We start from the raw sequence: 14,155 nt of genomic DNA, 5'->3' as shown, positions 1-14,155 counted from the left end.
CGTTCCGCGCCTGCGACGGGCACGGGCGCGGGCAGGGTGCACGCGATGCCGGAACGGGGCCGCACACGCCGCAGCCGACGGCAGGGCCGCGGCGGTCCGTCGACGCTGGTCCCGGGCGGCGAGCGCCGGGCCGGAGCGCTGTCGGCTTCCGGCCCGGCAGCCGGTCACTTGTGGCAGTCGATGTCGTTCAGCCACCACCGGTCGAGCGCGGACCAGGTGTTCGGGCCGATGATGCCGTCGGCGCTGAGGCCGGCGCACTGCTGGAAGGCGATGGTGGCGCTCTTGGTGCCCGAGCCGAAGATCCCGTCCACGCCGACCCGGCGGTCCAGGACGCTGTTGAGCTGGCACTGGGCCTGCTTGACGGCGGCACCCGTGGAGCCGACCGAGAGTTGGGGCTCGGCAGTGGTGTAGGTGCAGGTGAAGTGGTGGGGCAGGGCCGGGGCGGCGGTGGCCGCCGGGGCGGTGGCGATCAGGCCGCCACCGCCCAGAAGGACCGCGCTGGTGAGCAGTGCGGCGCGGGAGCGCAACGACAGCATGCGTACCTCCGATGGGAAGGGGCCGGGCGCCCGGGCACGGCGGGCGTCGGGGCCCGGACGGAAACGGGCGTGGACGGCCGGCGTCGCCCCCCGAAGCAGTGTCCGTCGCCGGCCGGGCACCACGTTTCCGGCTCGCCCGGTTGGTGCGCACCCTCGTTCCACCGCGTGCAACACATCCCGACGACGGCCGACCACAGCGGGCGTTGGCTGAAAACTGCAGGTCAGAAGGCTTGTAGTCGCCTGAAGCGCGCGCGTAGGTTGTGGCCCGCCGCGATGTGTCGACGGGGAGACGAGGCAGGAAATGGGCCGTCGTGAAAGCGAACTGGACCCGGCGTCAGGCCCGGCCCACGCCTTCGCCTTCGAGTTACGCAAGCTGCGCCGGGAAACGGGAGGCCTCACCTACCGAGCCATGGCGCAGCGCACGTCGTACTCGGCGGCCACGCTGTCACGGGCGGCCGCCGGAGAGCAGCTGCCGTCCCTCGCGGTGGCCCTGGCCTATGCCCGGGCGTGCGGCGCGGACGCCGCGGAGTGGGAACAGCGCTGGCACGCGGCGGCCAGGGACCTGGCCGCCGGTGCGGAGCACGGCGACGACACGCAGTCGCCGTACCGGGGTCTGGCCCGCTTCGAGACAGGCGACCGGGACGTGTTCTTCGGCCGGGACCAGCTCACCGCCCAGCTCGCCGAGCGGGTGCACGCCCACCGCCTGGTCGCCGTGGTGGGCCCCTCGGGCAGTGGCAAGTCCTCGCTGCTGCGCGCGGGGCTGATCCCCCTCCTGCAGAACGAGGAGTCCCCGGGCCGTCGGCCGGCGGCCATCCGCATCCTCACCCCCGGCCCCCGGCCCATGGCCGCCCACTCCGCGGTGATGAGGGCGAGCCGGGGCCCCGGGGACACCATCGTCGTGGTCGACCAGTGGGAGGAACTGTTCACCCTGTGCGCCGACCCGGCCGAGCGCGAGGCCTGCATCGACCTGCTCCTGACCGCGCTGGATCCCGAGCGCGGAATGAGGGTCCTGCTCGCGGTGCGGGCCGACTTCTTCGGCCGCTGCGCGGAACACCCCGCACTGGCCGCGGCGTTGCGCGAGGCCACCGTGCTCGTCGGTCCCATGAGCCCGGCCGAACTACGACAGGCCATCGTCAAGCCGGCGATGACCGCGGGTTTGATCGTCGAGCGGGAACTGACCACGAGGATCGTCGAGGAGGTCACGGAGAAACCCGGCGGACTGCCCTTGATGTCCCACGCCCTGCTGGAGACCTGGCGCCGTCGCAGAGGCCGCGCGCTGACCCTGTACGCCTACGAGGCGGCGGGCGGCGTCCACGGTGCCCTCTCCCGTACGGCAGAGGAGCTCTATGCCCGGCTGCCCGCGCACCAGGCCGTCCGCGCCCAGAGGATCCTGCTGCGCCTGATCACTCCGGGTGAAGGGGCCCAGGACACGCGGCGCCCGGCAGACCGTGCGGAACTGGACGCCGACGGCTCCGCGTACGCCGACGACACGCTGGAGCGGCTCGTGGGAGCACGGCTGGTCACGGTCGACGGCGACACCGTCCACCTGGCGCACGAGGCCCTCATCACCGCCTGGCCCAGGCTGCGGAACTGGATCGACGACGCCCGTGAGCGCCTGCGGGTGCACCGGCGGCTCACCGAAGCCGCCCGCACCTGGCACGCCCTGGACCGCGACCCGGGCGCCCTGTACCGCGGCGTCCGCCTCGCCACGGCGGAGGAAGTGTTCGGCAACCCGGACGCGGCCGAGGAACTGACGTGCTGGGAACGGGACTTTCTCACCAGCAGTACGACGGCCCGCGACCGCGAACATCGCGCGGCTGCCCTCACCACCCGCCGTCTGCGCCGGCTCACCGCCATGCTGTCCGCCCTGCTCGTGGTGGCCGTCACCGCGGGGCTGGTCGCGTGGAACCAGTACCGGACGAGCGAGCACCGGCGTCAGGAGGCGTTCCTCGCACAGCGGACCGCCCTGTCCCGCCAACTGGCCTCGCAGTCGGCGGCCCTCCTGGGCGACGATCCCGATCTGGCCTCGCTGCTGGCCGTCCAGGCGTACCGGATCCGCCCCACGGCAGAGGCCACCTCCAGCCTGTACGCGGCGGCGGCCCTCCCGTTGCGGCACCGTTTGGCCGGACACACCGATCCGGTGCAGACGGTGGTGTTCAGCCCGGACGGCCGCACGGTGGCCGCCGGCCACGCGGACGGCACGGCGCAGCTCTGGGACGCGCACACGGGCGCACCGCGCGGAGCGTTCCCCAGCTCCGCCAAAGGCGCGACCACGATCGCCTACCGGCCGGACGGCGATCTGCTGGCCGCTGACGACAGCAAGGGGACCTTGCGCGTGAGGAACGTGTCGAGCGGCAAGGCCTGGACCGCCACGGACTGCGGGGAGAGCGCGGTGCCGATGGCGTTCAGTCCCGACGGCCGCGCCCTGGCCGTCGGCTGCTCCGACGGCCGGGTCAGACTGCGCGACGTGGCCACCGGCGCGGTCCGTACGACCTTCCGTGTCCCGGCCGCCCGGGTGGGCACCCTTGCCTACAGTCCGGACAGCCGTCTCCTGGGGGTCGGTGACGCCCACGGCGGGCTGTGGGTGCGTGATCTGCGCGGCGGCACGATGCGAACGGTCCGCCCCAGGGGGCTGGGGCCGGTGACGTCGATGGCCTTCAGCCCGGACGGCCGCCTGCTGGCCGCCGGTGATCTCGGGGGCCTGGTGGGGTTGTCGGACACCGTGACAGGCGCACCACGGTCCCGCCTCGCCGGTCATCACGGACCCGTACGTGCGGTGGCGTTCAGCCCGGACGGTCGCGTGGCGGCCACCGGAAGCGACGACGACACGGCGCGGCTGTGGGACGTGGCCACCGGCAAGAACCGGGCCGTCCTCACCGGGCACTCCGACAGTGTGTCGTCCGTGTCGTTCAGCCCCGACGGGAGCACCCTGGCCTCCGGTGGCCGTGACCGTACGGTCCGCCTGTGGGACGCCTCCGGGGGGCGGGCCGAGGTGGCCGGGGTGGAGACGGAGACCGTGTCGGCGATGGTGTTCACGGCTGACGGGCGCACGGTGGAAGTGGGGGACGTCGGTGGAGCCGTGCGGGCCTGGGACGCGGACGGCGAACGGGCCGGTGGTGCGCGCACCGTGGGACCGGGCGCGGTGACCTCGCTGGGTCTTCGCGCAGACCGCCATGTGATGTCCGTCCTGACCAGCGCCGACGGTTCCGCCGTGCGGGTGTGGGACCTGACCGACCGCACGCTCCGGAGGACGGTACGCTGCCGGCCTCGGGCCGACACCTGCGTGACCGCGGCCGTGAGCCCCGACGGCCGGCTCCTGGCCACGGGAGGCACCGGTACGACCGTGGGGCTGTGGGACGTGGACACCGGCAGGCGCCGGGCCGTTCTTTCGGGGCACACGGACGTCGTCGTCGCGCTCGCGTTCGGCTCCGACGGGCACACACTCGTGTCCGCCGGCGCCGATGGCACACTGCGGCTGTGGAACACGGCCACCGGGAAGGGCGGCGCCATCCTCACGGACATGGCCTCGGCGGTGGCGTTGAGCCCGGACGGCCGCACTCTCGCCGCCGGCCACGACAACGGCACGGTCCGTCTCTGGGACCTGTCCACGCGCACGGTCCGCGGCACTCTCGTCGGACGTCAGTCATCCGTGCACGCACTCGCCTTCGACCCCGGCCAACGGACCCTGGTCGCAAGCGGTGAAGACGGCACGGTCCAACGATGGAGACTGACTCTGCCCGGTCCGGCGGGAGCGATCGACATGATCTGCCGAGCCGTTGACCGGGACTTCACGCAGCAGGAACGCCACCAGTACCTGCAGGGCCCGCCAATTGGCGGGTAACGGGGACTCAGGACAGATTGTCCGCTCAACTATCGCCTGCCCGAGCAGCTCTTCGCCGATCGGCGTATTCTTGACATGCGAAATCTCCGGCCCGAACGGAGGAGCCTTTCATGAGTACCAAAGGCATCGACGTGTCATCGGTCCAGCCGGACAGATACGACGTCTCAGGGCTCGACTTCGTGTTCATAAAGATCACAGAGGGCCATACCTACACGAATCCCAAGTGGGTCGCCCAGCGGCAGACCGCTCGGAAGGCCGGACTGGTCACCGGCTTCTACCACTTCGCCCGCCCCGGGCCGTACGAGGTTCAGGCCGACTTCTTCCTTTCGAAGATCAATCTCGCGGACGGTGACATCCTTGCCCTGGACTGGGAGGATCCGGCACTGTCGGGAGCGTGGAAGGACGCATGGATCAAACGGGTCCAGCAGAAAGCGCCCGGCCACAAGGTGATCCTGTATTGCAACCGCGATTTCTGGGTGCACCGCGACACGACCTCGTTCGCCGGTGACGGCCTGTGGATCGCTCAATACAACGGCCACCCCGGAAAGCCCGACATCCAGCACCCCTGGGTCTTCCACCAGTACACCGACAAGCCCTTGGACAGGGATCTCGGGAATTTCAAGGACAAGGCGGAGCTGGTCGCTTGGTGCTGACCGCCGGCTCCCACTGATCACTCGCCGCTCTGCGGCGGCACGACGTGCACGACCCGCGAGGCCGTGTTGGAAATGCCCTTGATCCCGAAATAGGCGGTGGTCATGCTGGTCACCGCGGTGAAGGCGCTGCTGAGAATCGCCACCGAGTCATGCGCGTCAGGCGTCCACCAGATGCCGATGACCGCCGCGACCGTGATGGCCAGGTCCCCGACCAGCACGGCGACACACCCCGTCAAGGACCGGGTCCTCTCCACCTTTTCGCTGAGCACGCCGGCCGAAGCCGTCGAAGGCATCATGACCCCCAGGGTGTGGCGAATCCGGCCGGAGTTTCCGCGCGAGCTGATTGTCAGGCGATCGCAGAACGAATCATCACCGGAGCCCACCCGACGGCCGAACGGACGCGCCGTACCCGTAGCCCGCTTGGCCGCCGAGAACCCGGCTCGCCGCGTAAGCCGCTGAGACGGGTCTCAGGCGGGTTCGCGGACTGGCGCGTCAGGAACCTTCCTGGGGGAAAGCACGAAGCCCGGGCGGGCGGCAGCGAGGCCGGCCACTGTCTCGGGTACGACGAGGACCAGCAGCAGGAGAAGCGGGATGTGCCATCCGCCGGTGGTGGTGCGGAGCAGGCCGACACCGAGCGGGCCCGTGGCCGCGAGGAGGTAGCCACAGGTCCGGGCCATGCCGGACAGCCGCGCGGCAGCTCGTCCTTGAGGGTTCTGTAGCGCGTCGGCATACCCGCGTTGACGGCGAGGATCTTCGCGCGCGCGTCAGTGACGGAAACCGCACCCGCAACAGGTGCGGCGCCGGCCGGCGGTGAGGAGAGAGTGCTCAGGAGTGCTGTCGTCCCGACGGCTGTCGCGCCGCCGACAAAGGCTCTGCGAGATGTCACTGAGCTCTTTCAGCGTTGCCGCTCCAGGGTCAGGACCGCGGCCGCGATTGACGACATTCGATTTGGGCTGCAGCGCGCGTGATGGTAGATCCGCCAGGACTTCAGGCGGGCCACGCCTCGCTCGTGCCCGTGTTGCCGACAGTGCGCGGTTGACGGTGAGCTGGGTCGGTGACAGGTCACGACCGTATGGGCGTCTGACCGGTGTTGTCACCCAGGGGCCGGCTCCAAGGTAGGCGCGGTCGGCGAGGACCGGGACGCCCTGGCGTTCACAGATCCGGATGATCCGGTGGGTGCGGGCCGCGGTCAGGTCGTGGGTCCGGCCTGGCAGGGCGGGTGAAAACCACAGAGCCCGGCCGGCTGGGTCGGTCACGAGGGTGCCGTCGAGCAGGACGAAGTCCGGGTCGGCTTCACGCAGGACCTTGAGCAGGCCAGGTGCCCGGGCCGCGAGCAGGTCGAAGCCGGCGGCTTGCAGCGACGGTCACCCTCACGGGTGACGATGAGCATGGTGCGTTGCGGGTCCCGCCGCCGTGAGGAGAGCGGTCTGTCAACACCCTGACGCGGCGGCACTTCTGTCACCGGCTGCTGCGGAGGGTACGTGACAGGCCCGGCAGCTCATTGGATCAGGTCGGTGTGCGGATGCTCGGGGGAGGCCGGGCAGACGTAGATCTGCATGTTGTCGGTGCTGCCGACTTCGACCTTGGTCGGCTGCGAGGGGTCCTGGCCACAGCAATGACCAGTGGTGTTGGCGGCGTAGGCGGCGGCCTGTTCTTCGTGAGGTGCCCAGCTGTGTCCCTCACCGCCGCCCCATTCGTAGGAGGCGATGGTAAGCAGTGGGACCATCTGCGCATCACAGACAGTGCAGTATCGGGGGTTGGGGTCGGTGCGGCCCCATGGAGGCCAGCCGCCGACCTTCCATCCGGGCGCGTCTGCCAGATGGATGTCATAGAAGTCCCGCGGATAATCCGCATAGGAGCTGTCCACCTCGGCGCCGGCTGCTTGCCATCTGCTCCAGTCCTCCAGCATCAGCCGCATCTGCGGGCTCAGATCGAGGCTGTCGGGGTAGTCGGTGATTGCTTCCGGTGCCAGCGCGCACGGCTCCGGCACATAGCCCTCGCAGTTCACCTCGTACGGCTCCGGCGGTGTGGCGAGGATGTCGACGACCGCGGCGGCGGACCGCCAGAACAGCGCGGTCGACGGCTTGTAATCCGGATCGTGGTCGTAGGGACACCAGAGGACCTGGAGCAGATCGGCCTGTCCGGGCGGCTGCAGCAGGGGTATGTCGCGCAGATACAGCTGGGCCACGGGCAGCATGGGGACCGGGCAGTCCGCGGGCGGAGGGCCGGCGTCGAGCCGCTCCGCGAGCCTCTCGGCGTTCCGCTCCTTGATCGCCTCCTCCTCGGGCGTCATCCCACCACGACCGTCGTGATCACGGTGCCACCGGGCCTGCCTGCGCCTCATGAGCCGCGCGGCGGCAGGCGACTGGCGGAACCCGCTGTCCACGTGCAGGTGCGAGGCTTCGCAGTGCGGCCATGGCTCCTCCGCCGGCCACAGCAACGGCCCCCCGACCGAGCTCTCCCTGGCCGAAGGCGACCCGGGACGAGGGTGCAGGCGAATCGCAGGACGTGCCAACGGCGCCAGCTCGGGAAAGGCCGCGGCCACGTCCACGGGCCGCGGCGGAGTAGTACGTACGAAAACCATGTCAGTGATCCTGCCACCAGCCACTGACATCCCCTGGCCGCCTCAACCAGCTTCGGTGACATCGGTGATCAGCCGGTCAAGTCCAGCGCACGCAGCCTCGGCGACATCGACAGTAAGCCCGCCCATGTGGCAACCAGCGTGCTTCGGCCCAGCCATCACTCGATCAGTGGTCACTCTGAAAAAGCTCACTGCGTGCCTTTCCCCCGTAAGGGTGCTGTTCTTGTGAATCGCGCCCGACGCAGAGGACGCTACAGCCCCAACTGGCATGAAACCAACGGAAGAAGGGCGCGGCCGTAAGGCCGGTGCCTTACTTCAGATCGGAAACGGACGGGACCACCACGCCGTAGAGTTCCGTGATCGTCGCGAGGGCGCCGTCGTGGATCTGCTGGGCGGTCAGCGTGGTACCGGCCGCCTTCATCGTGGAAAGCGAGCGGGTCGCGCAGGCGCCGGCGACGACAGTCGGACGGTCGCCCCGCAGGAATGCGCCCTGGGCGGTGAACAGGACACACATGTTGGTCATGAATCCGGCGAGGATGACGTTCTTGCGGCCCGTTTTCTCGACCAGCTCTCCGAGGTCGGTGGTGCGGTAGGCGTCGGGGGCACTCTTGACGACAACCGCCTCCCCCTCGATCGGCGCGACGCCCGGGTGGATCCGGCCACCCTCGGAGGAGGTGCCGTAGCCCGCGTCCTGGACGTGGATGACCGGGGCGCCCGCCTCACGGGCGGCGGCGAGGAGCTTCTCCCCTTCGGCGATCGCCTCGGCGTAGCCGTCCAGTTCCATGACGCCGCCGGTGTAGGTGTTCTGGTAGTCGATCAGGATCACCGTGGCGTCGGCCAGTGAGGCAGGCGTCTCGTCGAAGCCGTTCAGCTCGCGCAGGGTCGTCGTACCCATGGGGGAACCACCTTCAAGTTCGGACTGGTTGTCGCGCCGTGCAGTGAGGAGCGCGCACCCCCGGCGGACCGACGGGTACTGCCCCCAGACGTTGACGACGCTAACACACTTCGTAAGCAACATTAACAGGAATCCGCACCTCCGCCACCTGGCGACGGGGATCGCCGCAGGTCAAGCGTGTAAACAACGCTTTCCTCAGCTGTTAACATGCACGCATGACGACGGCACGAGAGCGCATCCTGGAAGCCACCACGGAACTACTCGCCGGCAAGGACGCGCTGGCGATCTCGACCCGTGCCATCTGCGAACGGGCCAAGGTCGGCGGCCCCGAGATCTACCGCCAGTTCGGAGACAAGCAGGGGCTGCTCGCCGCGGTGGCCGACATCGGCTTCGAACGCTTCCTCGCCAGCAAGCGGCGCAATCCGCGCACCGCTGATCCGGTGGCGGACCTGCGTACGGCCTGGGACAGTCATGTCACGTTCGCCCTGGCCAACCCGCACCTGTACCGGCTGATGTTCACGCCCACGGGAGAGCCCAGGCCGCAGGCGGTCAAGGAAGCGCAGGCCCTGCTCCTGGCGGCCCTGCGGCGATGCGGCGACGCCGGGCGACTTCGTATGCCCCCCGAGCTGGCAGGCCAGTCGATCCTGGCCGCCAACGTGGGGGTGTGCCTGATGATGCTGTCCTTCCCCGAGCAGTTCGGGGGGCTGGACATCTCCACGTCGGTGCGTGACGCCGTGATCGGAAAGGTCACCGGCGACGAGCAGGAGGACACCCGGATCAGCGCCGCGACCGTCCTGGCCCGCGCCCTGGCCGGCACCCTCACCGGTACGGCGCCCGTGGACAGCGCCACCATCGACAGCGTGGCCCGCGCACTGCGGTCACAGCGGCCGTAGGCCCTGCTCCACGGCTCCGTCACAGCGAACCAGTTCGCCTCCCGTCCCCACCCGACGGCCGGCCTTGGCGAAGCCCGTGCCGTCGCTCCCACCCTGCCGGGCCGGACCGGGGCAGGAGGGAATACTCCGAGCAGAGGCGGGGCTGACCTGATCATGAATGAGGTTCTTGTGACGGGCGCGACCGGCAATGTGGGCCGGCACGTCGTAGTCGAGCTCCTGGCCGCGGGCAGCGCTGTGCGTGCCGTGGCGCGTGATCCCGAAACGGCCGGACTACCGGAACACGTCACGGTCGTGGGCGGGGACCTGTCCCAGCCCGAGACGCTGGAGGGGGCGCTGAAGGGGACCACCACGGTGTTCCTGGTCTGGCCCTTCCTTACGACCGAGGGCGCGCCCGCCGTGCTGGAGGCGATTGCGCGGCATGCCCACCGCATCGTCTATCTCTCCTCGTCAGGGGTGGACGAGGGCGCCGAACGGCAGACGGACCCGATCAACCAGCTCCACGCCGACATGGAGCGCCTGATCGAAAGGTCCGGCCTGGAATGGACGGTGCTGCGCGCGACCACCGTCGCCTCCAACGCCCGGGCGTGGGCCGGGCAGATCCGCACCGCGCACGTGGTCCGCGGTCCCGCCATGGCGGCTTCGGCGGTGGTCCACGAGCGTGACATCGCTCAGGTGGCGGCACGGGTACTGACCGGTGAGGGGTATGCGGGCGCGAAGTACGTCCTGACCGGTCCGCAGGTACTGACCAGAGCCCAGCAGGTTCATACGATCGGGGAGGCGATCGGCCACCCGGTGTCCTTCGAGGAGGTCCCCGTACAGGTCGCGCGCCGGCGGATGCTCGCCGACGGCAGGCCACCCGCTCTCGTCGAGGCCCTCTTGGCCAGCGCGCAGACGCGGCCCGCGTCGAACCTGGTCACCTCCACGGTGGAGGAGATCACCGGAGCGCCGGCGCGCACGTTCCGCGCTTGGGCGCAGGAACACGCGGAGGAGTTCCGCTAGGTGGGCCGTTCGTCCGCCTCGCCCTGTTGTGGTGGGTCCTGGTGAGTGCCGGCCCGAGCGGCTTCCGGGTGGGACGGGTTCCAGAGCCGGTCGGCCTCACCGCGGGCGACGTGGTCCTCGTAGATCCTCACCTTGTTCCGCATCACGTCCAAGGCCTCTTGCAGGTCCCGGATCTGCGCCTCCACATGGCTTTCGTGCCGGCGCAGCAACTCCAGCCGCTCGTGTTCGTTGCCCGGGCCCTGGCGGGCCAGCTCGATGTATCGCCGGATCGTCGCCAGTGACATACCGGATGAGCGCAGCTTCGTGCAGATCGCCAGCCACTCCAGATCTTCCTCGTGGTAGATCCGCCGGCCGTTGGACAGGCGGCGCACCGGGTTGGCGAACAGGCCCTCCCGCTCGTAGAACCGCAGGGCGTGAACGCTCAGCCCACTGCGTTCCGCCACCTCACCGATGCTCAGGTCCATGAGCGACCCCCGTCAGACAGCTCTTGATCTAGACCCGACTCTAGCTTCTAGCGTCGAGCTGTCGGCCGATCGGCGGTCGGAACGAGGGAGAACGATGAGCGTTTGGTTGGTCACCGGTGCATCGCGCGGGCTCGGCGCGGAGATCACCCGTGAGGCGTTGGACCGAGGGCACAGTGTGATCGCCACGGCGAGGGACGTGTCGGCGGTGCTCCGGGCGTACCCGGAGAAGCCGGACGGGTTGCTGGCGGTGAACGCGGACGTGACCGAGCCGGGGCAGTTGAACGCCGCTGTGGAGGCCGGGCTGGCGGAGTTCGGCCGGATCGACGTCGTCGTCAACAACGCCGGTTACGGCCTCGTGGGCGCGATCGAGGAGGTGTCCGACAAGGCAGTCCGGGATCTCTTCGACGTCAACGTGTTCGGCGTGCTCAACACGTTGCGGGCGACCCTGCCGACGTTGCGTGCCCAGCGATCCGGACATGTCTTGAACATCGGCTCCGTGGGCGGTTTCGCCACCGCTCCGGCCGTGGGCCTGTACGGCGCGTCGAAGTTCGCCCTCGAGGGCATCTCCGAGGCACTGCACGGCGAGCTGGCACCGCTCGGCGTCCGTGTCACGGTCGTCGAGCCGGGCGGATTTCGCACCGACTTCCTCAACAGCTCGAGCCTCCGGGTCGAACCGGCCTCCCTCGTGGACTACGCCGCGGGCGCGGGTCCGGTGCGCGAGGCACTGGCCGGGAACGCCGGGCGTCAGCCAGGAGATCCGGTCAAGGCGGCCAAAGCCGTCGTCGACGTCACCGAGGCCGCCGAACCCCCGCTGCGCCTGCAGTTGGGTGCGGACGCGGTCGAGCGTGTCGAGGCGAAGCTGGATCTGGTGCGGCGTGAACTCGACGGATGGCGGCACGTGGCGCTCTCCACCGCCATCTGAGTCTCAGGGCGCCGGTGCGGGCTGTCAGGGCGCCGGCATCGGTATCCCGCATCCGGCGAAGAAGCCACGCGGCGGCTCCTACCGGCGTGCGCACACGACCGGTCCGGAGCCAGTGCGGCACCGGCACCGCCGACCAGAGGCTTCATGCCTGCCGGCTGTCGGGCATCACGTCGTCGAGCGCCCCTGACCGACCGGCCAGATGACGAAGCGCGGGAAGGCGAGCCGGCGGGGCCGGTCGCCGATCTCGTCGAGTGCGGCGCGGATTTCCCGCAGGTGACCGGTGGTCATCTGGAGCGGCGGCTCGTCGGGCTGGTAGGTGGTGCGGACCGGGTAGTCCACGCCCGGTTCCGTGGTCATCTCGATGTGGCAGCCCAGGACGTGGGTGACCGGTCGGCGTCCGGAGAACTCGATCAGACGGTCGATGGTTCGGGCGAAGGCGGACCAGTCCTGGACGTAGAGCCGGCCGGGGTAGACCGTGTCACCGGTCAGCAGGAAGCCGGCCCACGGGTCGTAGAAGGTGACCGCTGCCTCGTGGTGCCCCGGGGTCGCGAGGCACTCGAGCACGCGGCCTCCCAGATCGACCCGTGCCACGGAGGCGGGGTCCTCGTCGAATCCGAAGTACCGCCAGGCGGTGGCGAGGTCGGCCCCGACCACCGTGGTGTGGGGGCGGTCGGCGAACTGGCCGTCGCCCGCGATGTGGTCGCCGTGGGGATGGGTGTGCAGCACCAGCAGGTGATAGCCCTGCCGGGGGTTTCTGGTGAGCCAGTCGTCGATGAGCTCGTCGACGACCCGGCGCAAGGGGAAGAACTCGGCGGAAGCGGTGGCGCCGGTGTCCAGCAACACCGCCCGGGCGTTTCCGAACAGCAGGAACAGGAACGGCGCCTCGTAGTCGACCGCCATGTTCTGCCGCAGGATGAACGTGTGCTCGTCGTACGCGTGGACCTGGATGTCCGGGTCGGTGTTGTGCTTGGCCGACGGCGAGCCGTGGATCCAGCGGACGTCCAGCTCCCGGGGCCGGGGTACGTGGCCGGCGACATCGAGGAAGGGTCCGCCTGCGTCCATGACGCCTCCTGGGGTGCGTCGTCTTGGCGGGCCGGGTACGGCGCACATCTCGTCCGGGGCAGGCACCTGTGAGCCTCCGCGGCGACGCTACCACGGCGCTGACCGGCTGCTCTGTGGGAGGCCGACGGGCGCACCCGTCGCGTGGCGGTGCGACGACCGGTGCAACCCTCCGGAAGGTGAATACGGAAGGTGGATGGGTCCCCGGCAGCCAACGGCTGTTTGACCGGTTTTCACCGACAGTCACCTGAAGGCCCCGACCGCCCGGCTCTAGTCTCCTACCGCCTGATCAGAAAGGACCTGATCAGTGGACAACCTCGCCGCTCTCCGCCCACTCAGGAGGTCCACCGTGTCCTTGCTGTCCTGCATCAAGCGCTCGCGCCGGGCGTTCTCCCTCGTCACCGCCCTCCCCGCCGCCCTGGTCGGGGTGTGGGTGGCCGCGCCGGCCGCGCAGGCCGCCGCACTTCCCGCACCCGACCACGTGGTCGTGGTGGTGTTCGAGAACCACTCCTACGAACAGGTCATCGGCGGCACGAGCGCCCCGTACCTGAACAACACGCTGAAGGCCGGCGGCGGCAACCTCACCAACTCCTTCGCCATCACCCACCCCAGCCAGCCCAACTACCTGGACCTGTTCTCCGGAAACAACCAGGGCATCACCAACGACAACTGCTACACCCCGCAGTTCAGCAGCGCCGCGAACCTCGGCTCCGAGCTCATCGCCGCCGGCAGGACCTGGGGCAGCTACAACGAGGGCCTGCCCTCCCAGGGCTCCACGGTGTGCACCAACTCCGCCACCAAGTACGCCCGCAAGCACAACCCCTGGTTCGCCTTCAGCAACGTTCCCCTGAACACGGCGCACACGTTCACGCAGTTCCCGACGGACTTCACGACCCTGCCGAAGATCTCCTTCGTCACCCCGAACCTGTGCAACGACATGCACGACTGCTCCATCACGACGGGCGACACGTGGCTGAAGAACAACCTCAGTGCCTACGCCACCTGGGCCCAGACGCACAACAGCATCCTGGCGGTCACCTTCGACGAGGACGACAGCTCGCACAGCAACCACATCGCCACCGTGTTCTACGGTGCCCACGTCGCACCGGGCAGCTCCACCTCGACGCACTACAACCACTACGACACGCTGCGCACCCTTGAGGACCTGGCCGGCCTGACGACCCACGCCGGGGCCGCGGCCACCGCCTCCGACATCGCCGGCATCTGGAACTGACCTCGGGGCGGACCCCGCGCCAAGCCGACCGCCGGCCGTGACACAGCCAGGACCGCCGCCTCCCGGGAGGCGGCGGTC

The 14,155-nt window shown here is 69.8% G+C and carries 13 protein-coding genes, 1 pseudogene and 1 riboswitch; of the genes and pseudogenes, 6 read left to right on the top strand and 8 right to left on the bottom strand.

Annotated elements, in window-relative coordinates; all coding sequences use genetic code 11:
* Nucleotides 1-164: 164 nt before the first annotated feature.
* The gene (locus ACWC94_RS08030) at nucleotides 165-536 is read right to left on the bottom strand and encodes a peptidoglycan-binding domain-containing protein (RefSeq protein WP_450795539.1); all 372 of its coding nucleotides are present in this window, start codon (nucleotides 534-536) and stop codon (nucleotides 165-167) included.
* Nucleotides 537-837: 301 nt separating this feature from the next.
* On the opposite strand from ACWC94_RS08030, the gene ACWC94_RS08025 reads away from it, so the two are divergent.
* Together ACWC94_RS08025 and ACWC94_RS08020 are read left to right on the top strand one after the other, a co-directional pair.
* On the top strand, nucleotides 838-4,377 hold the full coding sequence (locus ACWC94_RS08025; RefSeq protein WP_450795538.1) for an nSTAND1 domain-containing NTPase: 3,540 nt from the start codon (nucleotides 838-840) through the stop codon (nucleotides 4,375-4,377).
* A gap of 110 nt (nucleotides 4,378-4,487) precedes the next feature.
* Nucleotides 4,488-5,030, top strand: a complete 543-nt coding sequence (locus tag ACWC94_RS08020) for a glycoside hydrolase family 25 protein (RefSeq protein WP_450795537.1) — start codon at nucleotides 4,488-4,490, stop codon at nucleotides 5,028-5,030.
* Between the two features lie 17 nt (nucleotides 5,031-5,047).
* Here the strand turns inward: ACWC94_RS08020 and ACWC94_RS08015 are convergent, their stop codons facing one another.
* The 5 genes and pseudogenes from ACWC94_RS08015 to ACWC94_RS07995 form a co-directional block, all read right to left on the bottom strand.
* On the bottom strand, nucleotides 5,048-5,248 hold the full coding sequence (locus tag ACWC94_RS08015; protein WP_450795536.1) for a hypothetical protein: 201 nt from the start codon (nucleotides 5,246-5,248) through the stop codon (nucleotides 5,048-5,050).
* 249 nt (nucleotides 5,249-5,497) lie between these two features.
* Nucleotides 5,498-5,707, bottom strand: a complete 210-nt coding sequence (locus tag ACWC94_RS08010; RefSeq protein ID WP_450795535.1) for a hypothetical protein — start codon at nucleotides 5,705-5,707, stop codon at nucleotides 5,498-5,500.
* A gap of 218 nt (nucleotides 5,708-5,925) precedes the next feature.
* Nucleotides 5,926-6,420: pseudogene (locus ACWC94_RS08005) on the bottom strand (transposase family protein).
* Between the two features lie 108 nt (nucleotides 6,421-6,528).
* Nucleotides 6,529-7,614, bottom strand: coding sequence for a hypothetical protein (locus tag ACWC94_RS08000; RefSeq protein ID WP_450795659.1), 1,086 nt, complete (start codon nucleotides 7,612-7,614; stop codon nucleotides 6,529-6,531).
* A 307-nt stretch (nucleotides 7,615-7,921) separates the two neighbouring features.
* Entirely contained in the window at nucleotides 7,922-8,506 is a 585-nt protein-coding gene (locus ACWC94_RS07995; protein ID WP_450795534.1) for a cysteine hydrolase family protein, read from the bottom strand.
* Nucleotides 8,507-8,721: 215 nt separating this feature from the next.
* On the opposite strand from ACWC94_RS07995, the gene ACWC94_RS07990 reads away from it, so the two are divergent.
* Together ACWC94_RS07990 and ACWC94_RS07985 are read left to right on the top strand one after the other, a co-directional pair.
* Nucleotides 8,722-9,399, top strand: coding sequence for a TetR/AcrR family transcriptional regulator (locus ACWC94_RS07990; RefSeq protein WP_450795533.1), 678 nt, complete (start codon nucleotides 8,722-8,724; stop codon nucleotides 9,397-9,399).
* 168 nt (nucleotides 9,400-9,567) lie between these two features.
* Nucleotides 9,568-10,398 carry an NAD(P)H-binding protein gene (locus tag ACWC94_RS07985; protein ID WP_450795532.1) on the top strand — a complete coding sequence of 277 codons (831 nt, stop codon included), beginning with the start codon at nucleotides 9,568-9,570 and terminating at the stop codon, nucleotides 10,396-10,398.
* Here ACWC94_RS07985 and ACWC94_RS07980 read toward each other — a convergent pair.
* Nucleotides 10,395-10,862 (bottom strand): MerR family transcriptional regulator, encoded by a 468-nt coding sequence (locus ACWC94_RS07980; protein WP_450795531.1) that lies wholly within the window; start codon nucleotides 10,860-10,862, stop codon nucleotides 10,395-10,397. The two genes, ACWC94_RS07985 and ACWC94_RS07980, sit on opposite strands and share 4 nt — an antisense overlap.
* A 94-nt stretch (nucleotides 10,863-10,956) precedes the next feature.
* On the opposite strand from ACWC94_RS07980, the gene ACWC94_RS07975 reads away from it, so the two are divergent.
* Nucleotides 10,957-11,784 (top strand): oxidoreductase, encoded by an 828-nt coding sequence (locus tag ACWC94_RS07975; protein WP_450795530.1) that lies wholly within the window; start codon nucleotides 10,957-10,959, stop codon nucleotides 11,782-11,784.
* Between the two features lie 165 nt (nucleotides 11,785-11,949).
* Here the strand turns inward: ACWC94_RS07975 and ACWC94_RS07970 are convergent, their stop codons facing one another.
* On the bottom strand, nucleotides 11,950-12,846 hold the full coding sequence (locus tag ACWC94_RS07970; RefSeq protein WP_450795529.1) for an MBL fold metallo-hydrolase: 897 nt from the start codon (nucleotides 12,844-12,846) through the stop codon (nucleotides 11,950-11,952).
* A 12-nt stretch (nucleotides 12,847-12,858) separates the two neighbouring features.
* Nucleotides 12,859-12,926: riboswitch (guanidine-III (ykkC-III) riboswitch) on the bottom strand.
* Nucleotides 12,927-13,192: 266 nt separating this feature from the next.
* On the opposite strand from ACWC94_RS07970, the gene ACWC94_RS07965 reads away from it, so the two are divergent.
* Complete coding sequence (locus ACWC94_RS07965) at nucleotides 13,193-14,077, top strand: alkaline phosphatase family protein (protein WP_450795527.1); 885 nt, start codon at nucleotides 13,193-13,195, stop codon at nucleotides 14,075-14,077.
* Nucleotides 14,078-14,155 lie beyond the last annotated feature (78 nt).

Source organism: Streptomyces sp. NPDC001135, from assembly GCF_053598395.1.
This window is presented reverse-complemented; position numbering and strand designations above follow the sequence as displayed.

Excerpts from the sequence above, each read along its gene's own strand:
- ACWC94_RS08030 (WP_450795539.1), bottom strand. The coding sequence starts at position 536 with ATGCTGTCGTTGCGCTCCCGCGCCGCACTGCTCACCAGCGCGGTCCTT.
- ACWC94_RS08025 (WP_450795538.1), top strand. The coding sequence starts at position 838 with ATGGGCCGTCGTGAAAGCGAACTGGACCCGGCGTCAGGCCCGGCCCAC.
- ACWC94_RS08020 (WP_450795537.1), top strand. The coding sequence starts at position 4,488 with ATGAGTACCAAAGGCATCGACGTGTCATCGGTCCAGCCGGACAGATAC.
- ACWC94_RS08010 (WP_450795535.1), bottom strand. The coding sequence starts at position 5,707 with ATGGCCCGGACCTGTGGCTACCTCCTCGCGGCCACGGGCCCGCTCGGT.
- ACWC94_RS08000 (WP_450795659.1), bottom strand. The coding sequence starts at position 7,614 with ATGGTTTTCGTACGTACTACTCCGCCGCGGCCCGTGGACGTGGCCGCG.
- ACWC94_RS07995 (WP_450795534.1), bottom strand. The coding sequence starts at position 8,506 with ATGGGTACGACGACCCTGCGCGAGCTGAACGGCTTCGACGAGACGCCT.
- ACWC94_RS07990 (WP_450795533.1), top strand. The coding sequence starts at position 8,722 with ATGACGACGGCACGAGAGCGCATCCTGGAAGCCACCACGGAACTACTC.
- ACWC94_RS07980 (WP_450795531.1), bottom strand. The coding sequence starts at position 10,862 with ATGGACCTGAGCATCGGTGAGGTGGCGGAACGCAGTGGGCTGAGCGTT.
- ACWC94_RS07975 (WP_450795530.1), top strand. The coding sequence starts at position 10,957 with ATGAGCGTTTGGTTGGTCACCGGTGCATCGCGCGGGCTCGGCGCGGAG.
- ACWC94_RS07970 (WP_450795529.1), bottom strand. The coding sequence starts at position 12,846 with ATGGACGCAGGCGGACCCTTCCTCGATGTCGCCGGCCACGTACCCCGG.